Origin of the sequence: Caldicellulosiruptor morganii, from assembly GCF_026810225.1 — a bacterium.
Lineage (GTDB): Bacteria > Bacillota > Thermoanaerobacteria > Caldicellulosiruptorales > Caldicellulosiruptoraceae > Caldicellulosiruptor > Caldicellulosiruptor morganii.
This window is the reverse complement of sequence record NZ_CP113865.1, coordinates 850,109-873,608: the sequence shown is the minus strand read 5'-3', so window position 1 is coordinate 873,608 and position 23,500 is coordinate 850,109. Positions and strand designations below refer to the sequence as shown.

At 37.2% G+C, this 23,500-nt stretch carries 21 protein-coding genes; 5 read left to right on the top strand and 16 right to left on the bottom strand.

What is annotated here, in order from left to right:
- Positions 1-61: 61 nt before the first annotated feature.
- The 16 genes from OTK00_RS04065 to OTK00_RS03990 form a co-directional block, all read right to left on the bottom strand.
- Complete coding sequence (locus OTK00_RS04065; protein WP_045169166.1) at positions 62-1,174, bottom strand: ABC transporter ATP-binding protein; 1,113 nt, start codon at positions 1,172-1,174, stop codon at positions 62-64.
- A gap of 203 nt (positions 1,175-1,377) precedes the next feature.
- Positions 1,378-1,647, bottom strand: a complete 270-nt coding sequence (locus OTK00_RS04060; protein WP_045169165.1) for a GlsB/YeaQ/YmgE family stress response membrane protein — start codon at positions 1,645-1,647, stop codon at positions 1,378-1,380.
- A gap of 60 nt (positions 1,648-1,707) precedes the next feature.
- Positions 1,708-2,343, bottom strand: coding sequence for a thiamine diphosphokinase (locus OTK00_RS04055; RefSeq protein WP_045169164.1), 636 nt, complete (start codon positions 2,341-2,343; stop codon positions 1,708-1,710).
- Between the two features lie 24 nt (positions 2,344-2,367).
- On the bottom strand, positions 2,368-6,576 hold the full coding sequence (locus OTK00_RS04050; RefSeq protein WP_045169163.1) for a PolC-type DNA polymerase III: 4,209 nt from the start codon (positions 6,574-6,576) through the stop codon (positions 2,368-2,370).
- Positions 6,573-7,241, bottom strand: a complete 669-nt coding sequence (locus OTK00_RS04045) for a glycosyltransferase family 2 protein (RefSeq protein ID WP_045169162.1) — start codon at positions 7,239-7,241, stop codon at positions 6,573-6,575. Before OTK00_RS04045 ends, OTK00_RS04050 begins: the two co-directional genes overlap by 4 nt.
- An 11-nt stretch (positions 7,242-7,252) precedes the next feature.
- On the bottom strand, positions 7,253-8,305 hold the full coding sequence (ispG, locus tag OTK00_RS04040; RefSeq protein WP_045169161.1) for a flavodoxin-dependent (E)-4-hydroxy-3-methylbut-2-enyl-diphosphate synthase: 1,053 nt from the start codon (positions 8,303-8,305) through the stop codon (positions 7,253-7,255).
- Positions 8,302-9,354, bottom strand: a complete 1,053-nt coding sequence (gene rseP / locus OTK00_RS04035; protein WP_045169160.1) for an RIP metalloprotease RseP — start codon at positions 9,352-9,354, stop codon at positions 8,302-8,304. The genes ispG and rseP overlap by 4 nt, the downstream gene beginning before the upstream one ends.
- Positions 9,354-10,517: a 1-deoxy-D-xylulose-5-phosphate reductoisomerase gene (dxr, locus tag OTK00_RS04030; protein WP_045169159.1), complete on the bottom strand. Its 1,164-nt coding sequence runs from the start codon at positions 10,515-10,517 to the stop codon at positions 9,354-9,356. The genes rseP and dxr overlap by 1 nt, the downstream gene beginning before the upstream one ends.
- A gap of 31 nt (positions 10,518-10,548) precedes the next feature.
- Positions 10,549-11,334 (bottom strand): phosphatidate cytidylyltransferase, encoded by a 786-nt coding sequence (locus tag OTK00_RS04025; protein ID WP_045169158.1) that lies wholly within the window; start codon positions 11,332-11,334, stop codon positions 10,549-10,551.
- 19 nt (positions 11,335-11,353) lie between these two features.
- Positions 11,354-12,100: an isoprenyl transferase gene (locus OTK00_RS04020; RefSeq protein ID WP_045169157.1), complete on the bottom strand. Its 747-nt coding sequence runs from the start codon at positions 12,098-12,100 to the stop codon at positions 11,354-11,356.
- A gap of 93 nt (positions 12,101-12,193) precedes the next feature.
- The gene (frr, locus tag OTK00_RS04015; RefSeq protein ID WP_045169156.1) at positions 12,194-12,748 is read right to left on the bottom strand and encodes a ribosome recycling factor; all 555 of its coding nucleotides are present in this window, start codon (positions 12,746-12,748) and stop codon (positions 12,194-12,196) included.
- Position 12,749: 1 nt separating this feature from the next.
- Positions 12,750-13,469, bottom strand: a complete 720-nt coding sequence (pyrH, locus tag OTK00_RS04010) for a UMP kinase (RefSeq protein ID WP_045169155.1) — start codon at positions 13,467-13,469, stop codon at positions 12,750-12,752.
- Positions 13,470-13,597: 128 nt separating this feature from the next.
- Complete coding sequence (gene tsf / locus OTK00_RS04005) at positions 13,598-14,212, bottom strand: translation elongation factor Ts (protein ID WP_045169154.1); 615 nt, start codon at positions 14,210-14,212, stop codon at positions 13,598-13,600.
- 48 nt (positions 14,213-14,260) lie between these two features.
- A complete protein-coding gene (gene rpsB, locus OTK00_RS04000) occupies positions 14,261-15,037 on the bottom strand; it encodes a 30S ribosomal protein S2 (protein ID WP_045169153.1) in 777 nt (258 codons plus the stop codon).
- Positions 15,038-15,297: 260 nt separating this feature from the next.
- On the bottom strand, positions 15,298-16,578 hold the full coding sequence (locus tag OTK00_RS03995) for a nucleotide sugar dehydrogenase (protein ID WP_045169152.1): 1,281 nt from the start codon (positions 16,576-16,578) through the stop codon (positions 15,298-15,300).
- Positions 16,571-17,737 carry a glycosyltransferase gene (locus OTK00_RS03990; protein ID WP_045169151.1) on the bottom strand — a complete coding sequence of 389 codons (1,167 nt, stop codon included), beginning with the start codon at positions 17,735-17,737 and terminating at the stop codon, positions 16,571-16,573. The genes OTK00_RS03995 and OTK00_RS03990 overlap by 8 nt, the downstream gene beginning before the upstream one ends.
- A 157-nt stretch (positions 17,738-17,894) precedes the next feature.
- Here OTK00_RS03990 and OTK00_RS03985 point away from each other — a divergent pair, with 157 nt between their 5' ends.
- From OTK00_RS03985 to OTK00_RS03965, 5 genes are all read left to right on the top strand, one after another.
- Positions 17,895-18,413, top strand: coding sequence for a DUF4330 domain-containing protein (locus OTK00_RS03985; RefSeq protein WP_045169150.1), 519 nt, complete (start codon positions 17,895-17,897; stop codon positions 18,411-18,413).
- A 13-nt stretch (positions 18,414-18,426) separates the two neighbouring features.
- Entirely contained in the window at positions 18,427-18,936 is a 510-nt protein-coding gene (locus OTK00_RS03980) for a hypothetical protein (protein WP_045169149.1), read from the top strand.
- Between the two features lie 29 nt (positions 18,937-18,965).
- Positions 18,966-20,321, top strand: coding sequence for an O-antigen ligase family protein (locus tag OTK00_RS03975; RefSeq protein WP_045169148.1), 1,356 nt, complete (start codon positions 18,966-18,968; stop codon positions 20,319-20,321).
- Positions 20,322-20,362: 41 nt separating this feature from the next.
- A complete protein-coding gene (locus OTK00_RS03970; protein ID WP_045169146.1) occupies positions 20,363-22,114 on the top strand; it encodes an Rqc2 family fibronectin-binding protein in 1,752 nt (583 codons plus the stop codon).
- A 65-nt stretch (positions 22,115-22,179) separates the two neighbouring features.
- Positions 22,180-23,427, top strand: a complete 1,248-nt coding sequence (locus OTK00_RS03965) for a 6-phosphofructokinase (RefSeq protein ID WP_045169145.1) — start codon at positions 22,180-22,182, stop codon at positions 23,425-23,427.
- Positions 23,428-23,500 lie beyond the last annotated feature (73 nt).

The window sequence follows — 23,500 nt, the reverse complement described above, 5'->3', positions numbered from 1 at the left end:
TTTTGAAAACAAAAAGCCCCTGCCACATTGAATTCCTGGCAAGGGCTTTTTCTTCTTTTGCTTAGTGAACAATAGCCTTTTCTGTCTCTTTATCAAAGAGGTGAATTCTATTAACATCAAACGCAAGTTTGATCCTGTCGCCGCTTTTTGCCTTTGACCTTGGATCAACTCTTGCAACGAGGTTAAGCCCCTCAACAACCACATACAGGAGTGTTTCTGAACCAAGCATCTCAACAACATCAACATCTGCATCAACAACAGCATCCTGAGCTGTTTGCAGGAATATCTCCTCATCATGTAAATCTTCCGGTCTGATACCCAGTATTACCTCTTTACCAACGTAGCCAAGCTCTTCAACCTTTTTAGCCTTTCCTTCCGGAAGTTTTATTGCATTGTTTCCAAATACAACATAAAGGCTCTTGTCCTTTTGCTCAATCCTTGACTCAATGAAGTTCATCTGCGGTGAACCAATAAAACCAGCAACAAATAAGTTTGCAGGTTGCTCATACAATACCTGCGGTGTGTCTACCTGCTGGATAAATCCATCTTTCATAACAACAATTCTTGTACCCATTGTCATAGCTTCTGTCTGGTCATGTGTAACATAAATAAATGTTGTTCCCAGTCTCTTGTGAAGTTTTGAAAGCTCAGCTCTCATCTGGACTCTGAGTTTTGCGTCCAGGTTTGAAAGCGGCTCATCCATCAAAAACACCTTTGGCTCTCTGACAATCGCACGTCCAAGTGCAACTCTCTGCCTCTGACCACCGGACAGAGCCTTTGGCTTTCTGTCAAGCAGGTGTTCAATACCCAGAATTTTTGCAGCTTCATGAACTCGTCTTTTTATCTCATCTTTTGGAAACTTTCTCAGTTTAAGACCAAATGCCATGTTTTCAAATACAGTCATATGTGGATACAAAGCATAGTTCTGGAAAACCATTGCAATATCTCTGTCCTTTGGAGGAACATCATTTACCAGCCTGTCCCCTATATAGATTTCGCCCTCTGTAATTTCTTCAAGCCCTGCAATCATTCTAAGAGTTGTTGTTTTACCACAACCAGACGGACCAACCAGAACTATAAATTCCTTGTCTTCAATATCAAGGTTAAAATCTGAAACAGCAGTAACACCACCAGGATATCTTTTGTAAACACCTTTTAATCTTACACTTGCCACTTCTCTTTTACCTCCTACATAGTATTGTATATAAAATTCGCAAAAATTTTCTTCTAATATAGACTATACAATTATTTGCGACCAAAAACTATTGATTTTTTAAACAAACTTTTTAAAAACCTTTTAGGTAACATGTCTAAACTATCTTACCAAAAACAAAGGCTGATAAGGAGTTGTACCTTATCAGCCAATTATTACTATTGTTATGATTTGGTTACCTCTTCAGCACCTTTCCTGAAAAGTCCCAGTATGAATATAAATATTGCTGCACCAAGTATAGTTGGAATAATAGGAATCCCGGCAATAACAGGTCCTAACCTTCTGAAAAATGGAATATATGCACCAATCCAGGAACCAACAAGCCCTGCAATCATGGCTCCAATAAAGCCGCCAGGCATCTTGTATTTGGTCAGCGCATCACCAATATAACCTGCAATTGCTGCAACAATCAGGGTCATTATAAATCCAATCATAATATTTGACCTTTTTTTAATAGCAGCTTTACTTTTTAGTATGATTATTTTTCTCTAAGTTTAATCATTTGATAATATTACCAATAATACTCCCTCTTTTACTTCAACAATTGCTTCATCTTCTATAATAACATTTGATATACCATAAGGATTGCCAAACTCCATGCTACCATCTTTTAGTACATAATACAATCCTTTTGTTGAAATGCCTCTTACAGTTTTGGTATATGGTAGCAAAGATAAAATACATCCTTTTTTCCCTTCGATCTTTATTTTATCTTTTGTCATTGTAATCATGTTATTTCTATCAACAATAAAACTACTTATATTGCGCTCAAGAAGGTAGTATAAAAGTGTTATATTTGCTAACACATGGTCTATCCTTTTCCCTGTGCAGGAAAGCATGACAATTTCATCAAATCCTTTTTCTGCTAAAATTTCAACAGCAATCTGTGTATCGGTTTTGTCTTTTTCACACGGATATTCCAGAATCTTCACATTTTTGTTTCTAAAATATTCCAGAACACTTCCATCAACAGAGTCAAAGTCTCCCACTATTAAGTCTGGCAAAAAATTGTACTTGTATGCAATATTCGCGCCCCCATCACAACAAACTAAAAAATCTGCATTTTCAATATATTCTTCATAAAAACCCCTGTCTTCTACATTGCCACTTGAGATAATAACTGCTCTCATCTCTATATCCCTTCCGTTTGTAATTTAAAAAAAGCTCAGCTGGCTTGTCTGTGGCAAGTCTTTCAAAACCCTGTACTGTGCAAGTATTTCAATTACCTGTTTGTTCAGCTTTGCTCTTCTTTGAAGGTCATCAACCGATAAAAACCTTCCTTCTTTTCTTGCCTCAACAATATTGCGTGCAGCAGCAACTCCAACATTCGGCAGAGCATTGAATGGAATCAAAAGCCCACCATCTTTTATTATAAACCTCTCTGCATCCGATTCATTTAAATCAACCGGATAAAACTTAAGCCCCCTTGCCAGCATCTCATTTGCTATCTCAAGCACGGTAAGAAGGTTTTTGTCCTTCGGAGACAGTGTATTTATTCTATTCTCCATATCCCTGATCTTCTGTCTTATAAATTCTCTTCCCTTTAGTATTGTTGCATAGTCAAAGTCATCTGCTCTGACTGTAAAGTAGGTGGCATAAAAGGCTTCTTTGTAATGCACCTTAAAATATGCAATCCTGAACGCCATCATAACATATGCCGCTGCGTGAGCTTTTGGAAACATATATGTGATTTTTTTACAACTTTCTATATACCACTCGGGCACACCATGAGCCCTTAAAAGCTCTTCATCTTCTGGCTTTAAACCTTTACCTTTTCGAACATCCTCCATTATCCTGAAACTATCCTTTGGCTGCACACCTTTTTGAATAAGGTAAAGCATTATGTCATCGCGGGTGGAAATTACCTCTTTTAGGGTTGCAATGCCATTTCTAACAAGGTCCTGTGCATTGTTTGTCCACACATTTGTCCCGTGCGAAAGCCCAGAAATTCTTACAAGTTCTGCAAACGATTTTGGCTTTGTCTCTATTAGCATTTGCCTTACAAATCTTGTTCCAAACTCTGGTATTCCAAAAGTTCCAACCTCACAGTCAATATCTTCGGGCGAAATTCCAAGAGCTTCTGTGCTTGTAAAGATTGACAAAGTCGCTCTGTCATCAAGCGGAATTGTTCGCGGATCAACTCCTGTTAAGTCCTGAAGCATTCTTATCACAGTTGGGTCATCATGCCCGAGTATATCAAGTTTCAGCAGTCTTCCTGAAATTGCATGATAGTCAAAGTGGGTTGTAATTACACTTTTGTCTTCGCTATCTGCAGGGTGCTGAATGGGTGTAAAATCGAAAATCTCTTTGTCTTTGGGAACAATCATAAGCCCACCCGGGTGCTGACCTGTTGTACGTTTGACGCTTGTACAGCCCTGTGAGAGTCTTAAAATTTCTGCCGGGTGCAAGCTCAAGCCTTTTTCCTCTGCATATTTTGTGACAAATCCGTGTGCAGTCTTTTCAGCAACTGTTGAAATTGTCCCTGCTCTGAAAACATATCCCTGTCCAAAAAGCTCTTCTGTGAATTTGTGTGCAACCGGCTGATACTCTCCTGAAAAGTTCAGATCTATATCAGGCTCTTTATCACCGTCAAACCCCAGGAAAGTCTCAAATGGTATATCATGTCCATCTTTTTTAAGCTTTTCTCCGCACCTTGGACAGTTTTTATCCTCAAGGTCATATCCACATCCAACAGTTCCATCTGTCACAAACTCAGAATATTTGCAGTTTGGACACACATAATGCGGTGGCAGTGGATTTACCTCTGTAATACCACACATTGTAGCAACAAGCGATGAACCAACAGAACCTCGAGAACCAACTAAATACCCATCCGAAAGTGACTTTGCCACAAGTTTTTGTGCAATTAAATACATAACAGCAAATCCATTTTTTATGATAGAATTCAGTTCTTTTTCAAGTCTTTGCTTTACAATATCCGGAAGTGGGTCCCCGTAAATCTCGTGTGCACGTTTCATTGTCATGTTGTAAATCTCTTCTTCGGCACCTTCAATCTTGGGCGGGAATGTCTCATCAGGTATTGGTTTCACATCTTCTATCATATCAGCAATCCTGTTGGTATTTTCAACAACAACCTCATACGCTGCTTCCTTGCCAAGATATTCAAACTCTTTCAACATCTCATCAGTTGTTTTCAGGTATAAATAAGGATCACTATCTACATCATCATATCCCTGGTTGTGCTTTAGAATCTGGCGCAAAATTCTCTGATGTGGATGGCAGTAATGCGCATCAGATGTTGCAACAACCAATTTGTTCAGTTTCTTTCCAAGCTGATATATCTTCCTGTTGATTTCTCTTATTTGTTCTTCGTCTTTCAAATATCCTTCTCTAATCAGAAAAGAGTTATTCTCAACCGGCATTATCTCCAGAAAATCATAAAGCGAAGCTATCTTTTCTATCTCTTCGTCACTTTTCCCCTCCACAATAGCCCTGAAAACCTCTCCTGATTCACAGGCACTTCCCAAAATAAGACCATCTTTTAACTGAATCAGCAAACTTTTTGGTATTCTTGGTCGTTTATAAAAATATTCAAGATGAGAATATGAAACAAGCTTATACAGGTTTTTAAGACCTTGCTTATTTTTAACAAGTATTGTAGCATGGTAACTGTGCGACTTTAAATCTGCCTTTGTGTTTGTCTCAATAGCATTGAGTTCTTTTAAAAACTTGTATCCTCTGCTTTTCAATTTCTCAATAAGATTTATAAATATTTTTGCAGTAGTTTCGGCATCAGAATCTGCCCTGTGATGGGACCTGAGCTCTATATTTAGAAAATCTGCCACTTTGTTTAATTTGTGTGAAGACAATTCAGTAAGTACTCTTCTTGAAAGTTCCAATGTATCAACATATGTATAATCAAAGATAAGACCACATTCCTGATAAGCTCTCTTCAAAAACCCAATATCAAACTGCGCATTATGTGCAACCAGGATACTGCCACTGCAAAACTTTTCAAACTCTAAAATAGCATCCTCAAGTTTTGGCGCAGCATCAACCATATCCTGGTAAATTCCCGTTAACTCAGATATTCTGACTGGAATCTTGCCCTGCGGGTCGACAAATGTCGAGAATTTGTCTACAATCTCACCATTTTCTACTTTGACAGCTCCTATCTCAATTATTCTATCTCTTTGATTGTCAAAACCTGTTGTCTCAATATCAACAACAACATATTTACCATTTAAGTCCTGGTCTTCTTTCGGATTATAAACGACAGGTACACCATCGTCAATCAAATAGCATTCCATCCCATAGATAACTTTAATTCCGGCACTTTTGCTTGCTTCCTGTGCTTCCGGAAATGCCTGCACAACACCATGGTCAGTAATTGCAATTGCTCTGTGTCCCCACTTTGCAGCAGTTTTTATAAGTTCCTCGGCCGAGCTCACAGCATCCATTGCAGACATCTTTGTATGAGCATGAAGTTCAACTCTTTTTTGCTCTGCTGTATCAAGCCTTTCAAGCTTTACAGACCTGTTTATATTCTTTGCATTTACAACTATAGCTTTTTCAAATTCGTCAAATTCAACCTTTCCTTCAACTTTGATATAATCCCCTACCGAAATGGAACTGGGAATGTTGTCTTTTCTGGCAACAATTTTAACATAGGTTGATGTGGTGTAATCAGTTACATACAATTTGTAGATAAGTATATTTTGATTTCTGGTCTCTTTTATTTCAATATTAAATACTTCACCTTCAATAATGCAGCTGGTATCTACTTTTACTAAAGAAATAGGTGTTATTTTCTCTTTTTCGTTTATTTTCCTGCCAAATATTATATCTGAATCCTGTGTGGAATTTTCTTTCTGCGTGCCTTTCAATTCCTTTTCTTTTTCCTTCTCTTTGGACTTTTTTAAATAGTTTTCAATTTCACCATTTAACTCAAAGTGAATATAAAATTCTTTTATTCTAAACTCGACATTGCACTTTATCCCAAATTCCTCATTTAAAATCTCCTCAATTAGCACATCCAATTTTCTCTCCAGCATTATATCTCTAATTCCGTTTGGAACCATAAACACAAGATTTCCTTCTTCAAAGAAAACCTCACACTCTTTCAAAAATGGTTTAAGCCCATTACATTTTTTTAAAATTTTGTGCATCAAAAACCATCTGTAATTTTGTAAAATTTCCTGCATATTTGAATTCCTATTATTTAAAAGTTTAATTTCTATATCCAGAGAAGCATCTACAGAACTTTTGATCCTGTTTTCAATCTCAATAAGATTGATTTCATTAAGCCCCTCAAGACTATCCATATATATCTTCAGAAGCTTATTTGATCTGTCAAACTCAAGCTTCACAGGTTTCAGTGATAAAAAAGCAACCTCACTCATATCTCATCCCTACTTTTCCTGAGATTGACATAACCTTTAAGAATCTCCCTGTACATCTTCATTCTATGTTGAGCACCTTTCAAAAGCCCAAGTTTTTCTTCCTTCATTACATGGGAAACCTGCGGCAGCTGTACAGTTTCAACTCTAAGTTTTAACTTTTTTGCATATTCTGTCAGAATAATCTCAATGGCATAGCCCGATTCTTTAATATCCTTTCTTGACTCCAGTATTCTATCAAACACCCATCTTTTTATCGCCCTTTGCCCGGACAAAAACGGAGATATTTTTTGAGCCAGATCTGTGGAAAATCTGCCTTCTGAAAATACGCCTACTGTCATGTCAGCTCTGTCCTCCAAAACAGGTAAAAGAAGATTTTCAACATCTTTAACCTTAAGGTTTACAAGGTCAGCATCAAGCAGCAAAACTATGCTACTTTGTGTATTTTCAACACCAAAAAAAACTGCATAAGCCTTCCCCATATTTTGAGAAAGTCTTAAAACATTTACACCTTTTTCATGAGCAACTTCTGCTGTTCTGTCCGATGACCCATCGTCTATAACATAAACCCTGTCAACAAACCTGCAGCTTTTTACAACATCTATAACAGCACCTATTCTCTCTTCTTCGTTGTATGCCGGAATCAAACAGACAACCCTGTCTTTCATAAAATTTCACCTCATGTTTCATAAAAAGAGTAAATCTCCCGTATCAGCTCATCAACAAGTTCATCCTCTTTGACTTTCTTAACAATCTTTCCTTTTTTGAACAAAAGCCCTTCTCCAATACCACAGGCAATTCCAATATCAGCTTCTCTTGCCTCGCCCGGTCCATTTACCGCACAGCCCATAATCGCAATGTTAATATCAAGGTCCAGATTTCCCACTTTATTTTCAACTTCATTTGCTATCTTTATCAAATCCACATTGCACCTTGCACAGGTTGGGCATGAAATAATATTTACACCCTTTCTTAATTTTAACCCCTGTAAAATCTTCTTTGCAACAATCACCTCTTTTTCAGGGTCATCTGTGAGCGAGACTCTAATTGTATCTCCAATTCCCCGAAGGAGTAAATACCCTATTGCCATACTCGACTTTACACACCCGGAAATAAAGGTACCTGATTCTGTAAGCCCAACATGAAGAGGATAGACTGTCTTTTTTGATAAAATCTCATAGCTTTTGATGGTTGTCAGCACATCAGAAGACTTTACAGATATTACAATATCATCAAAATCAAAACTCTCCAAAAGCTCAACCTGCTTCAAAGCTGCCTCAACAATTGCCTCAGGTGTAGGCGAATGGTATTTTGCCAGAATCTCCTTGGGAAGTGAGCCGGAATTCGCCCCAACTCTAATAGGAACCCCGCTCTTTTTTGCCTCATCAACTATCATTTTTACCTTTTCTGAATCCCCAATGTTACCAGGATTAATCCTTATCTTATCAGCCCCATTGTAAACAGCCTCAAGTGCAAGCTTATAATCAAAATGAATATCGGCAACAATGGGAATATGAATTCTTGGCTTTATCTTTCCAATAGCCTTTGCACTTTCCACATCAGGTACTGCTACTCTTATTATTTCACACCCAAGGCTCTCAAGCCTTAATATTTGTTCAACCGTCTTTTCAACATCCTTTGTCTTTGTGTTTGTCATCGACTGGATTTTGACCGACTCGCCACCGCCAATATATATGCTCCCTATTTTTATCTTCTTTGTCAAAAAATTCACCTTCCGGGCATTATTATGTTTTTAATATCATTGAAGGTAACAATTACAAGCAGCAAAAGCAAAAGTACAAATCCAATAGTATGAATCAGGGCTTCCTTTTCTCTATTAAAAGGCTTGCCTGCAATCGCTTCATACAGGTAAAATACAAGTCTGCTTCCATCAAGTGCTGGAAATGGAATAAGATTTATTACACCGAGGTTTACTGAAATAAGCTGCATAAGCCATAGAATGTTCAAAAGTCCACTTACAAAGTTTTGCTTAAATCCAGCGTTTGCCGCCTGCCCAATTGTTTTTACTATCCCAACAGGTCCCATAATCTCAGAACCCGAGACCTTTCCTGATAGCATCAGGACAACACCGTAGATTGTCTCTTTTATCTCTGCATATGTTGCAAATATACTGTAATAAAGACTATCCACAAGATTTTTTTTCGAAATCCTCGGTGATATACCTATGAGTCTTCTCTTTGTATTCGGATCGTATTTGGGAGTAATATAAAACTTATACTCTTTACCATCTCTTTGAATTTTAACCTCAAGTGGTTTGTCTTTATAAAGCATATTGTGAACAGCCAAATAAAAACTAACCTGATCCCATACAAACACTTTATTGCCATCCATCTCAACTATGCGGTCACCCGGTCTTATTCCAGCAATGTGGGCAGGAAAGTTCGGTTCTGTTTTGTCAATTGTATTGGTTCCAAATCCCACAAAATAAGCTATTCCCATCATGATAACAATGGCAAGGACAAAGTTCATAACAGGTCCCATTAAAACCATTAAAATTCTTTTGTGAACTTTTGCATTATTCAGTGCACGTGGATGATCCACTTCCTGATCTTCACCAAGAGGTCTTACATACCCACCTATCAAAAACGCCCTCACAGAGTATTCTGTTTCTTTACCCTTGATACTGAAAATCTTGGGACCAAAACCGATTGCAAACTCCTGCACAATCACTCCTGATAATTTACAAACAATAAAATGACCAAATTCATGGATAAGTATTACAATTGTAAGTACTATCAAAGCTATCAAAAGATTTACCACTACAGCTCACCTTCCAGCAATTTTTTGAATTCCAATCTTACCATTCTGTCAATCTCCAGGATGTCTTCAACCGAAGTAACTTTTTGTGGTTTGTGATTCTCAACAATCTCCCTCACATAATTCATTATATCAATAAAGCCCATTTTTCCTTCCAAAAAGAATTTTACAGCCTCTTCATTTGCTGCATTCAAAACAACTGGATAGCTCCCACCTTCTTTTGCACATTCATAGGCAAGCTTTAACAAAAAGAATGTATCAAAATCCGGCTCTTCAAATGTAAGCTGCTTTACCCTGCTAAAGTCAAGAGGCTCTATCAGACACCTACTTCTTTCAGGGTATGTCAAACTGTATTCAATGGCAAGACGCATATCCGGATTTGAAATCTGTGCTTTTATTGAACCGTCAACAAACTCAACCATTGAATGAATAATGCTCTGTGGATGAATTACAACATCAATTTCATCCACCCTTTTTTCAAAGAAAAACATAGCTTCTATAACTTCAAAACCCTTATTTATCAAAGTGGCAGAATCCACCGTTATTTTCTTTCCCATGCGCCATGTGGGATGTGAAAGCACATCCTCTAATTTCACATTTTTGAGTTCAGATAGCTTTTTACCCCTGAACGGACCACCTGAGGCTGTCAATATTATTCTTTTTACATCATTTTTATTCTCACCCACAAGACATTGCAGAATTGCACTGTGCTCAGAATCAACAGGAATCAAAACTTGCTGCTGGTAATCTTTTTCTTTTGTATAGATCATCTCCTTTATAACTTCTCCACCTACAACAAGTGTCTCTTTGTTGGCAAGTGCCACCCTTTTACCCGACTTTATAGCCTCAATAGTAGGAACCAGCCCCGATATACCAACAAGTGCATTCACAATCATGTCAGCATTATAATAGGTAGCAACCTCTTCCAACCCTTTATTGCCTGCCACCACTATTTTATCGGGAAACTGCTGCTTTAAAATTGAATAATACCTCTCATCACCTATACAAATTATTTCAGGATTGAGATCTCTTGCTTGATTTATGAGTATATCAACATTTTTATATGCAGCAATTCCAACCACTTCTATTCCCAGCATTTTTGCAACTTCAATGGTCTGACTGCCAATTGATCCAGTTGACCCTAAGATGCAAATCCTTTTTGTCATGATCTTTACTCTCCTTTGAAACAGGTTAAAATCAAAGTATTCCTATTCTTGCAAGAAGGTATATTACCGGTACAACCATTATAAGACTGTCAAATCTGTCCAGAACACCGCCATGACCCGGTAAAATAAATCCAAAATCTTTTTTGTTTTGCTCTCTTTTCAACATAGAAGCAAATAAATCGCCTGTGTGGGCAACAATCGAAAGACCTGCACCTGCAATTATTCCAGTAAGAAAGACATCAAAATTGAAACTTCTGTGATTCAAGATGAAAAAGTAAAACCAAACAGCAATCACACCACCGGTTATACCACCTAAAAATCCTTCCAAACTCTTTTTAGGACTTACATTGCTCCATATTCTCCGTCTTCCAAAGGTTATGCCAACAAAGTACGCAAAGGTGTCATTCGCCCAGCACACAAGATATGGAAGCCAAATGAGCTTTTGCCCATCTTCGAGTTCATAAAGAGAAACCAAAAAGAAAATAGGCAGAACAATGTATATAAAAGCAAAAATCGAATAGACTATGCTTTTTGCTGCAATCTCGTTTTTGAAGCTCTTTATAAACGAAAATAAAAACAGGGCGATGAAAATAATAAAGAGTTTTATTAAAAAGTCAAACCGGGCAATAAAAAAAATAACAGCAAAAGCACAGGTTGTATAAATCATGTACTTTTCTACTTTATAAATCCCCAAAAACTCATATATAGCAATTATTGCAACAGCAATTCCGAAAAGTTTAAGAACAATCCCACCCAGAAAATTAGCTGCAGCAACCAAACCTATTCCCCAGATAGCTGTAATTATTCTTTGTTTCATCAATCATGCCTCCAAAAATCTATTTCACACCGCCAAACCTTCTTTCTCTTTTTTGATAATCCTCAATAGCTTTTAAAAGATGCTCTTTTTTAAAATCTGGCCACAGGACATTTGAAAACCAGAATTCAGTATAAGATATCTGCCACAAAAGAAAATTAGACACCCTCATCTCCCCGCTTGGACGAATCAAAAGATCAGGGTCAGGAATATCTTTTGTGTAAAGATAATTTCTAAAAAGGTTTTCATCAATATCTTTGATATCAATTTTACCACTCTTGATATCCATAGCCAAATTTTTTACCGCATTTATGATTTCATTTCTGCCACCGTAATTGAGTGCTATAACAACACAAAGTCCAGTTTTGTCCTTTGTCCTTTCCTCAGCACTTAAAATTCTATTTTGAATATCCCTGTCAAGCTTTGAAATATCACCTATAACTCTAATTTTTATCTGTGTTTTATTGATGAGATTTTCTATCTCTGTGTCAAAAAACTCTCGAAGAAGATTCATAAGATTTTCTACTTCATCTTTAGGTCTCTTCCAGTTTTCTGTCGAAAAAGCATATACTGTTAGATACTTTAAGCCAATTTCATCGGCAAACAATACAATCTCTTTTAATTTTTGTGCACCAAACCTGTGCCCGGCTGAGCGTGGCAGTCCTCTTTTTCTCGCCCATCTGCCATTTCCGTCCATAATAATTGCAATGTGTGCTGGCATTTTACTTTTATCAATGTACATTTTTTTCTTTTTAAGAAATTCAAACATATCTTCTAAAAACCCTCTCTTTCTTTTTTACCCCGGTCCAAAGTTTAAAAAAATAACGGGGATTTTGAAAAAACCCCGCCAAATCCTTTTCATTTATACTTCCATTATTTCTTTTTCTTTTGCGCTCAAAAGTTTCTCAATCTGTTCTATGTATTTGTCGTGCAGCTTCTGGACATCTTCCTCAGCATCCTTCAGGTCATCCTCTGTAATTTCATTGTTTTTCTTCATCTTCTTGTACTCATCAAGTGCCTCTCTTCTGATGTTTCTGATAGCAACTTTTGCATCTTCTGCCATCTTTTTTACCTGTTTTACAAGCTCCTTTCGCCTTTCTTCGGTAAGTTCAGGGAATATAAGCCTTATAACCTTGCCATCATTTGATGGGTTCACCCCAAGGTCTGACTTTTGAATTGCCTTTTCAATCTCTTTTAGCATCCTTGCCTCCCATGGCTGGATAACTATCATCCTTGCCTCTGGAACAGTAATACTCGCAAGCTGAGGAATTGGAGTGGGAACGCCATAGTAGTCTACCATAACCCTGTCCAAGATATGAGGATTTGCCCTTCCCGCTCTGACTGTTGCAAACTCCTGTTTCAAAGTTTCCAATGCTTTTTTCATCTTCTCTTCAGCAACCTGTATAGGTTCAGCCATATCACCTTTCCTCCTTTACATTTACTAATGTTCCTATATTCTCACCCATAACAGCCTTAATGATATTTCCTCCTGCAAGCTCAAAAACCACAATTGGAATTTCATTGTCCATACACATAGAGGTAGCTGTGGAATCCATTACCTCAAGTCGCTGGTTGATAACATCCAGGTAGGTTATAAAGTCATACTTTTTGGCATTGGGATTTTTCTTGGGGTCACTATCATAAACACCATCAACTTTTTTGGCAAGAAGTATTGCCTCAGCGTCAATCTCGGCAGCTCTCAATGCTGCTGCTGTGTCAGTTGAAAAGAACGGATTGCCGGTGCCACATGCGAATATTACTACCCTGCCCTTTTCTAAATGCCTTATCGCACGACGCCTTATATAGGGCTCTGCAATCTGTCTCATCTCAATTGCACTCTGAACCCTTGTTGGCACTCCTCTTTTTTCAAGTATACTCTGAAGTGCAAGTGAATTAATAACAGTTGCAAGCATCCCCATGTAGTCGGCAGTTGCTCTGTCGATGTGTTCAGCGCTCCTTCCTCTGAAGAAGTTACCACCACCGACTACAACGGCAACCTCAACCCCAAGCTCCCTTACTTTTGCTATCTCATCAGCAATAGACTCAACAACTTCCCAATCAATGCCAAATCCTTTTTCGCCACCCAGAGCTTCTCCACTTAATTTTAATATTACCCTTTTGTATTTGGGCTTAACCATTTTTTATCTTCTCCTTCTCCATGATAATATTTTACAAACAAAAGTACAGGGTTATCAAGAGTTTTTGCTCAAAAAAAGGGAACACCACTTCAAAAAATAGTGTTCCCTTCTTCTGCTATATTTAACCATTAGCAAGAAGCAGCCTTTTCAATCCCTTCGCCTCTCTCAAATCTTGCAAATCTTCTTATGACAATATTTTCCCCTATCTTTGCAATCTTCTCAGTGAGCAAATCCTTAATCTTCATATCAGGATTTTTGATCCATGGCTGCTCAAGCAAACATACCTCTTCAAAGAACTTTTCAAGTCTTCCTTCAACAATTTTATCAACAACATGCTCGGGCTTTCCTTCGTTCAGCGCCTGCTGTCTTAATATTGCTCTTTCTTTTTCAATAACATCCTGAGGAATTTCTTCTCTCGACACATACTTTGGATTTGCAGCTGCAATCTGCATAGCAATATCCTTTGCAAACTGTCTAAACTCCTCATTTCTTGCAACAAAGTCTGTCTCGCAATTAATTTCAACCAAAACGCCAATTCGACCATTACCATGGATATAGCTTTCCACAATACCCTCTGCAGCAACTCTTGATGCTTTCTTCGCTGCCTTTGCAAGCCCTCTTTCTCTTAAAAGCTCTATCGCTTTTTCCATATCACCATTTGCATCTTCCAATGCCTTTTTGCAGTCCATCATCCCGGCACCTGTCTTCTCACGCAGCTCCTTTACCATCTCAGCACTGATCATAAATTTAATCCCTCCTAAATGTTATTTTGCTACCGTGCACACAATAGATTATTCATCTATAACATCATCATTGTTATCTTCAGTTCCCTGAGCATCTTGCTCTTCAATATCTTGCTTTTGAGTTGAAGCAGGTGCAAACTGTTCTCCTTCTCTACCCTCAATCACAGCATCTGCAATCTTAGAGGTTATTAGCTTTACTGCTCTTATTGCATCATCGTTACCAGGAATTACATAGTCAATCTCATCGGGGTCACAATTTGTATCAACAATAGCAACTATCGGAATCCCAAGTTTTCTCGCCTCAAGCACAGCATTTCTCTCTTTCCTCGGGTCAACTACATATAAAATATCAGGGATTCTTGGCATATTCTGTATTCCGCCAAGATACTTTAAAAGTCTTTCCTTTTCCTTTCTTAGCAGGTTCACTTCTTTCTTTGGAAGAACCTCAAATGTGCCATCTTCTTCCATTCTCTGAAGCTCTTTTAACCTCTCAATCCTTGTTTTGATTGTTCTGAAGTTTGTCAGAAGTCCACCCAGCCATCTTTGATTGATGTAGTACATACCACATCTTTCTGCCTCTTCCTTAATTGTCTCCTGAGCCTGTTTTTTAGTCCCGACAAAGAGGACAATCTTGCCTTCTCTTACCTGAGACTTCACAAACTCATACGCCTCGTCCATTTTCTTGACAGTCTTCTGAAGGTCAATGATGTAAATACCATTTCTCTCAGTAAAGATATACTCTGCCATCTTGGGATTCCATCTACGTGTCTGGTGACCAAAATGAACACCTGCTTCTAAAAGCTGTTTCATTGTCAAAACTGGCATCTTGTTTTTACCTCCCTCAATTCGGTTTTTCTTCGAGCCGGATGCAAGAAGGTGTTCTACCTTCCACCGAAGATTTCCGGCCCTGCTTTCTTTACAAAGCCGACAATATTATAGCATATTAATATTAACATGTTCAAATTTTTTTGCTATAATCTTTTTTGCAAAACCCCCCAAATTTTATTTTGAAAGTCTATATCCAAAAAGGGTCCTTGGTAAAATTGCCAGGACCCTTTTTTCTGTCCGCTGCCAAGCATTATATTTCAAATTTTCTCGAGAACAAACCCTTTTTCTTGGGCCTGCTTGCTGGTAAACACATCCCTTGTGTCAATTACAATAGCTTTTTGCGGTGGAATAAACTCAAAAATCTTCTCAAAATCTATTCCATGCTGTCGTGCTAAAATGAGTACAACTTCAACCTTTTCCAGAGCTTCCTGCAAGGTATTTACTTTAAACTCATATTCCTTTTTTACCGCAGGGTCAAACGCCTTAACTTCAACTCCGCGCTGTCTTAAAATCTCTATAATCTCAAGTGCAGGGCTGAGCCTGTCATCAGAAGAATAATCTTTCATGGCAATTCCAAGTACAGCAACCTTCTTTGAAGTAGAATATTTCTCCATTGTCTTTATTACAAGATCAGAGATATATGCAGGAATTCCCTCGTTGAACATTCTTGCCGTCTTGGATAGTTTCAATTCCACACCTATCTCTTCTGCCTTTGCATTCAAATAATAAAACGCGTTTGGAATACAAAAACCACCAACACCAGGTCCAGGATAAAGAAGATTCACTCTTTTGTGTGTATTCGCAACCTTTATAACTTCAAAGATATCTAAGTTCATTGCTTTTGTAAATCTTTCAAACTCATTCACCATTGCAATATTTATATCCCTCTGGAGATTCTCAATTACCTTTGCAGTCTCCACAACCTCAAATGAGGAAGCAACAACAACCTCTGCCCTGCAAATTACCTTTATCAAATCAACCGCCCTTTCTGTGCTGACCTCACAAAAACCAGCAAGTGCCGTGGGCATATTCTCAAATTCCTCAAAAGCTCTGCCCTCTGCAATCCTCTCTGATGCATAGGCTAAATAGAAATCCCTGCCACACTTTAGCCCACTTTCTTCTAATACTGGCAGAAAAATATTCCTTGTTGTCCCCGGCACAACTGTAGACCTCAAAAGGATAAGCTGACCCGGGCGCAAATTTTCTTTTATCTCTCTTGCACATAAAATCAAGTATTCATAGTATGGTTTCCCACCGTAAACCGGAATTGGCACAGTAACTATAATGTCTTCGCAGGCGCCAAGTGCTTCTTTATAGTCAAGCATTGGTACAAAATTCCCATTTTGAAGCTGCTGTCTCAAAATTTCCTGGATTGTCTTTCCTTTATAGCTTTCTAAATGATGAGTTTCACCTCTTTTGAGTTCACCAATCAAATCCGGATTGCTGTCAACACCATACACCTTATAGCCTTTCATTGCAAAAGAAAGTGCAAGAGGCAATCCTACATATCCAAGTCCAATCACACATACGCTATTCAATATATATCCCTTCCCTCTTTAGTATCTCAAGTATCTGGCTTACCCTGCTATCCCATGAGGTAAGCCTTGCATATTCTATTCTTTTTAATACCTTTTCATCTTTTTCATTTTTGATCTCTGAAACTGCTTCTTCACACTTTTTTAACACATCGTTATAATCTTTTCCAATATATACAACATCGGAAAACTCTTCGACCTGGGGCATTGGTGTTGAGACAATTGGTTTTCCGGTTGCTAAGTACTCATAAAATTTCAGCGGGCTTACATTTTCTGAGAGCCTGTTTACCCTGAAGAGGTTTAAACACACATCAAACTGTGAAACATACTGTGGCAATATCCTATGGTCAACTCTTCCCAAAAGATAAATATTTTTGTATTTCTTTAGATTATCAACATTCACACCTGCGCCGACAGGTCCTATAAGGACAAATGACCAATCCTTCCTTTGTGACGCTAAATACTCGATTAGATTAGTATCAATCCATGTGTGAATGACCCCTACAAATCCAAAAATAGGATGAGGTATATTTTTCATAGTATCCGGCGCAGAAAGCTTCCTCGCTGCTTTATTAAAATGATCAAACTCTGCACCGTTTGGCACAAGATATGTTTTTGGATTTAGATTTTTGAGTTTATTGTAAAGCCCCATTGTTGTTGTAAAAACCACATCGCTTTTTTTTGCAAGTTCATCTTCCATTTCCTCAACAACCTGTTTGTCAATAAAGCCTTGAAATTCTGAATGCTTGTCTATACAGTCATATATCAAAAATCTGTACGGAAGATGTTTTAAAATGTCTATTGTGTTTGGCATATACGTCCATATAACAGGTGATTTTAAACCAAAGTTTTTGTATATGACCTCCTGCACAAACTTTGCTATCATCTTCTGGTTGAATTTGTTTACTGATCTTTTTATATTGTAAAAAGGTACAATCGGTGGCAGGGCAAAAACATATAGATTCTTCTTAACTCTTTTTGGAGACTTTCTAAACTTTGTCAAATACGGTCTTAAAGAGGGATCCTTTAACGGTCCGATGTAGGTAACCGGCGGGTCCAAGTAGAATATCCTGCAATTTTCAGGCATCCTTTTCATTATCTGCTGTTTTCTTGTAGGAATCGGGTCCCACGGCGTTGTTGAAAAACAAATTATATCAATCATCCTTTATCATCCTTAATACCTCAAGCATTTTTATTACAGATTCTAAGATACAATATTTCTAACTGGATAGTCAATAAAAAAATATAAAATCTCTTGACCAATCAAAATGATTTGTAATACTATGGTTTTGATAAATCTTATGTGGAGGGAGAAAATAATGAAGATAGTAGACCAAAAAGGAAAGCTATTTGGAATTATCAACATTGTAGATCTTATTCTAATATTGCTCATCATAGCTATTGCATGGGCAGGGTTTTCAAAGATTTCGTCACACGAAAAAGCAACCGAAAGTACGTCACAAGATGAATTTGTAGAAATTAAATACGGAGAAGCTATTATCAATGTCAAAATACCTCTTGTTGAACCTGTCATGGCTGGCTCTTTGCACAAAAATGATTTTCTTGTAACCGGAAACACCCTGACAAAATCCTATATCCAGGACATTCAGATTAAAGATGGAGTGTACGAAAAAACATCGTCAGACGGAAAAATTGTAGTAGCAAAGCATCCATACAAAAAAGATGTCTATGTCACAATCCATGGCTATGTGACATTTGAGGGAGCCACAATAAAGTTGGATAAGCAAACTGTCAGGGTTGGAAAAACCTTCTATGTCAAGACAAGAACCACTGAGCTTGTTGGAGTTGTGACTGGTGTTGAAATAGTAAAAGAGTAAGGATGTGAAAAAAATGGTAAGAGAAAGTGCTGTATATAAAATGGCAGTGCTTCTTTACAGTTATTTGAAGGAAAGCAGAATTTATGAGCTTGTTTCAAAACTTTTTTACTTTTCCCGCCACTCTATTTTGTTTGAATTTGTAAGAAAAGAGGCAAAGAAAAAATACATAAGTGCATCCTTTTTTTTGAGGACTGCTAAAAACTTCTATAGTTTTTGTATCAAAGAATCTTTCAATCTTCTTCGAAAGTCCAGAAGGCTCTGGAGAAACAGTTTTGTAGTAAGTTTTTTAAAAAGCCAAATAACTCTTTTTGAAAAAAGACCTTTTTCTGTTTTAACTCTTTATATCCTGGCATTCTATGCAGGTTTTTTTTCGGGCGAAGTAATCAAAAATAGAATTTCTCTGACAAAGGTTTTAACTTTATCTGTACTAATATTCTTAGCCTTCCTGAGCTTTCAAGAAAATATCAGTAAATATGCAAAAAACAGCTTTGTTTGTAAACTTTTTCATAAAATCTTTTCTTGATAAAGAAATTATTTTGAAAGGTGAAAAACATGATTGAAAGAAGAAGTTTGTACTATATGGCATTTTTAATTTTTATACTTGGACTTATAGGCAGTATGGTATCACTGAAAATTTCTGTTCTGGCACTGGGTTTGTTTTTGCTTGGATTGATCATATTTGAAGACCCATCAAGGCTGCTTTATGCTGCTATTTTGTATGCATTTGTAGACTTTGTTTTTAGAAAAGTAGCAATACTTTCTTCATTTGCATCTATATGGGATGAAGTGCTCTTTATCCTAATTGTTGTTGCCTTTGTTGTAAAATCCATTTTGAATAATAATTCCAAACTGAGAATATCACCGCTGGACGTATATATAATGGTCTTTTTAATGACATGTATCTTTTTGCTATTAAAAAACTCTTCAAATATGAGAATTGCAATCGAAGGGTTCAGAGTATATGCTGAATATGCCCTGTGGTTCTTTATCGGTTTGAACCTGCTCAAAAGTATTTCTCAATTTAAAAAATTTATCTCAGCTTATATTTTCATGATATTTTTGATTTCTCTGTACGGTATTTACCAGTATATAATCGGTGTTGAAATTCCACAGAGCTGGATTGATAGCAGCTATGAAACATATATAAGAACAAGAGTTTATTCAATTATTGGAAGTCCAAATGTTCTGGGAAGTTTGCTTGCAATGTCTATACCCTTTGTTCTTCCATTTGTGTTACACGAAAAAACCATCCCAAAGAGGGTCTACTACTCAATGGTTTTAATCTCAATGATTGTCTGCCTTGGTTTTACATTTTCAAGGGGTGCCTGGTTTGCATTTTTAGTCTCCATGCTTCTCTATGGATTTTTTGTTGATAAAAGGGTACTGGGATTGCTGTTTGCAACAGTAGCCTGCGTACCTGTATTTGCTCCTTCAATACTGATGAGAGTGCTTTATATGCTAAGTAACAAGTACACAGAAAGCAGCGCAAGAGCAGGCAGAATTGCACGCTGGACAAAATCCTTTGAAATTTTAAAGGAGAATTTACTGTTTGGTGTTGGCTTTGGAAGATTTGGTGGGGCTGTGGCAAAAAGAAACATAGCAGGTTCCTTTTATGTTGACAACTTTTACCTCAAGAGCGCGGTCGAAATGGGAATTATTGGCGTTGCTATTATGATACTGGTATTTGCAATGGGTTTATTGCTTTCGGCAAGAGTTCTAAAACACTTAAAATCAAAAGAACTCAAAATGATAGGAACTGGAATTTTAATAGGTCTTGCCACCACTTTGATACACAACACTGTTGAAAATATCTTTGAAGTGCCAATGATGACAACATATTTCTGGCTATTTTTAGGATTTTTATTTGCTTTGGAGTATATCGATTCAGAAAGTAATTCAAAAGCATAATAAACAGGACAGCCTATCTTAAAGATGGAGGTAGATTTAACTTGCCATTTGACGGAATTGTCCTTCGCACACTTATAAAAGAGTTAAAAGATGAGCTTTCTGAAGGAAAGGTGGAAAGAGTCTATCAACCAAATCAGTTTGAAATAAATCTGTATGTATACAGGGCTGGCAAAACAAAAAAACTGATAATCTCGGCAAATCCCTCACTTCCGAGAATATATATTACAGATAAGCAAAAGAAAAACCCTGATGTTGCTCCAAACTTCTGTATGATTCTGCGGAAAAACTTGCTTGGCTCAAAAATTACAAATATCTACCAGGAAGGTCTGGAAAGAATAGTAAGAATAGAATTTGAAACAAAAAATGAACTTGGAGATATCGAAAAAAAATATATTTTATTTGAAATGATGGGAAGACATAGCAATATATTCTTGATAGATTCAACTCAAAAGATAATTGATGCAATAAAAAGGATGTCTTTTGAAAACTCTCCGCGCATAATCCTACCCGGTGCAAAATATGATCTGCCACCTGTTTTAACAAAGAAAAATCCTCTTGAGGTAACTTTCGAAGAATTTTGCTCATTTTTTGAAAGTTCGAATAGAAATTTAGAAAATATCCTCACAGATAACCTGTCAGGAATTAGCAAGCAGTTTGCCGGTGAAGTTGTGCTGCATGCACAAGTTTTTGAAAAAAATCTCGAAAAAAGTGATCTTATTAGAAGGATTTTTGAATCTTTAAGAGAATTATTATATTGTATAGTAGAAAAAGGTGAGATTTTGCCCACATTGTATACAGACAGAGGAAGTCCAGTAGACTTTTACGTTATAGACCTTAAAAGTTATTCAAATTTCTCGAAAAGGTTTTTCCAAAATCTCAACAGCTGTATAGAAGAGTATTATTCTAAAAAAGAAGAGTATACAATTTTTATTGAGAAAAAACAACATCTTCAAAAGATAATTGAGCAAAATTTGAAAAAGCTCAGCCAGAGATATGAGCAAAACCTGCAAAAAATAGAGCAGGCAAAAAATGCTGAACTTTTCAAAAAGTATGCAGACCTTATCCTGGCAAACCTGTACCAGCTAAATACCCATTCCAATGAGTTTGTTGAAGTAATAGACTATTACAGCGAGGATTTATCACCAATTAAAATTCCAATTGAAAAGGATAAAAATCTAAAGCAGAATGCCGAAAAGTACTACAAGCTATACAACAAGTTAAAAAAAGCTGAAGAATATGCCAAAAGTGAAATTTCAGAGATTGAAAGTGAACTTGAATTTCTGTATAGCTTAGATGCTCTTGTTGAAAAAAGTACAAATATTGAAGATCTTCTGAGCATACAAGAGGAATTAGAAAAAGAAGGTTACATTAAAACTGAGACAAAGAAAAACGAGAAAAGGAAAGATACAAAAAAATTCAATCCTCATCATTTCATCAGTTCAGATGGTTTTGATATCTATGTTGGAAGAAATAACATTCAAAATGATTATCTAACATTAAAATTTGCATCAAGCAATGACATCTGGCTTCATACCCAGAAAATCCCCGGTTCACATGTTATTATCAGAACAAGCAACAAAGAGGTGCCTGAGAAGACTCTGTTAGAAGCAGCTTGTTTGGCTGCATATTTTAGCAAAGCAAAACACTCAACCAAAGTACCTGTTGATTACACATATGTTAAGCACGTTAAAAAACCCCCCAGGTCAAAACCTGGATTTGTCATATATGATAATTTCAAAACCATAATCGTCGACTCTCCGGAATCCATAGATACTTTTAAAAAGGTGCAATAAAAAAGGGCTTCTATGGCTAACATTAAAATAAACTAAAAATTTTACTTGATCGGGAGGGATTTGAAATGCCAAAAGAAGGAAATTGCGTTGTTGCTCAATCAGGAGGTCCAACTGCGGTTATCAATGCTTCGCTTTTGGGTGTGATTGAAGAATCAATGAAGCAACATCCTATAAGGGCTATTTATGGAGCAAAAAATGGTATAATCGGTCTTATTGACGAGGAACTTTATGACCTTAGAATGGAAGACCCTGAAGAGTTAAAGCTTTTAAAAACCACTCCTTCATCTGCCCTGGGCTCTTGTAGATACCAGCTGAAACCTTTTGAACATGACGAAAAGGACTATGTTAAAATTTTCAACGTTTTTGAAGCACACAATATAAGATATTTCTTCTACATCGGTGGTAATGACTCTATGGACACGGCTGACAAACTGACACGTTATGCAAAAAAGATAGGTTATGATATATCTATCATAGGAATTCCAAAGACCATTGACAATGACCTTGTCATGACAGACCACTGCCCTGGCTTTGGAAGTGCTGCAAAGTACATTGCAACATCTGTAATGGAGATAGCAAGAGATGCTGTTGTATATCCTACAAACATTGTCACAATAATTGAAGTCATGGGAAGAAATGCAGGCTGGCTTGCTGCAGCATCAGCACTTGCTTCAAAAGACATCGGTGCACCCGACCTTATTTATCTACCTGAAGTACCATTTTCTGTTGACAGATTCTTGGAGGATGTCAGAAACATACACAAAAAGACCGGAAAGATTACTATTGTGGTATCAGAGGGCATTAAAGACAAAGAAGGAAAGTATATTGCCGATATGAGCCACAAGTTTGGAATAGATGCATTCGGTCATGTCCAGCTTGGCGGTGCAGCATTTGTTCTTGAGAACATTATTCGTGAAGAGGTAGAAAAGAGAGTCAAATCTATTCAATTCAATGTTCTGCAGCGCAGTGCTGCACATATCCTGTCAAAGGTTGATGTTGAAGAAGCCTACATGGTTGGAAGAATGGCTGTGAAATATGCAGTTGAAGGTGCAAGTGGATACATGATTGCCATCAAGCGTGACAGTGACAGTCCATATTCAAGCTCAACAGAGCTTGTTGAACTTTACAAGGTGGCAAATGCTGAAAAATTGGTACCTCTTGCCTGGATTTCACACGACGGCAACTATGTAAAAGAAGAGGCTCTCAATTACATCCAGCCTCTTATTGAAGGCGAGGTTGAAGTGAAGTTTGAAAAGGGTCTTCCACGATATGCAAAGCTCAGAAAGATAATGGTACCAAAGAAGGTTGTTTAATTAAAAGTGTATGATCAAAATAAAAAAATGGGTGCAACCTTGAAAAATACTTTTTTCAAAAAGGTGCACCCAT

What these genes read in the sequence shown, in the direction of transcription:
- OTK00_RS04060 (WP_045169165.1), bottom strand. Translation starts at nt 1,647, where the DNA reads ATGATTGGATTTATAATGACCCTGATTGTTGCAGCAATTGCAGGTTAT.
- OTK00_RS04055 (WP_045169164.1), bottom strand. Translation starts at nt 2,343, where the DNA reads ATGAGAGCAGTTATTATCTCAAGTGGCAATGTAGAAGACAGGGGTTTT.
- OTK00_RS04050 (WP_045169163.1), bottom strand. Translation starts at nt 6,576, where the DNA reads ATGAGTGAGGTTGCTTTTTTATCACTGAAACCTGTGAAGCTTGAGTTT.
- OTK00_RS04045 (WP_045169162.1), bottom strand. Translation starts at nt 7,241, where the DNA reads ATGAAAGACAGGGTTGTCTGTTTGATTCCGGCATACAACGAAGAAGAG.
- dxr (WP_045169159.1), bottom strand. Translation starts at nt 10,517, where the DNA reads ATGACAAAAAGGATTTGCATCTTAGGGTCAACTGGATCAATTGGCAGT.
- OTK00_RS04025 (WP_045169158.1), bottom strand. Translation starts at nt 11,334, where the DNA reads ATGAAACAAAGAATAATTACAGCTATCTGGGGAATAGGTTTGGTTGCT.
- OTK00_RS04020 (WP_045169157.1), bottom strand. Translation starts at nt 12,100, where the DNA reads ATGTTTGAATTTCTTAAAAAGAAAAAAATGTACATTGATAAAAGTAAA.
- frr (WP_045169156.1), bottom strand. Translation starts at nt 12,748, where the DNA reads ATGGCTGAACCTATACAGGTTGCTGAAGAGAAGATGAAAAAAGCATTG.
- pyrH (WP_045169155.1), bottom strand. Translation starts at nt 13,469, where the DNA reads ATGGTTAAGCCCAAATACAAAAGGGTAATATTAAAATTAAGTGGAGAA.
- tsf (WP_045169154.1), bottom strand. Translation starts at nt 14,212, where the DNA reads ATGATCAGTGCTGAGATGGTAAAGGAGCTGCGTGAGAAGACAGGTGCC.
- rpsB (WP_045169153.1), bottom strand. Translation starts at nt 15,037, where the DNA reads ATGCCAGTTTTGACAATGAAACAGCTTTTAGAAGCAGGTGTTCATTTT.
- OTK00_RS03990 (WP_045169151.1), bottom strand. Translation starts at nt 17,737, where the DNA reads ATGATTGATATAATTTGTTTTTCAACAACGCCGTGGGACCCGATTCCT.
- OTK00_RS03985 (WP_045169150.1), top strand. Translation starts at nt 17,895, where the DNA reads ATGAAGATAGTAGACCAAAAAGGAAAGCTATTTGGAATTATCAACATT.
- OTK00_RS03980 (WP_045169149.1), top strand. Translation starts at nt 18,427, where the DNA reads ATGGTAAGAGAAAGTGCTGTATATAAAATGGCAGTGCTTCTTTACAGT.
- OTK00_RS03975 (WP_045169148.1), top strand. Translation starts at nt 18,966, where the DNA reads ATGATTGAAAGAAGAAGTTTGTACTATATGGCATTTTTAATTTTTATA.
- OTK00_RS03965 (WP_045169145.1), top strand. Translation starts at nt 22,180, where the DNA reads ATGCCAAAAGAAGGAAATTGCGTTGTTGCTCAATCAGGAGGTCCAACT.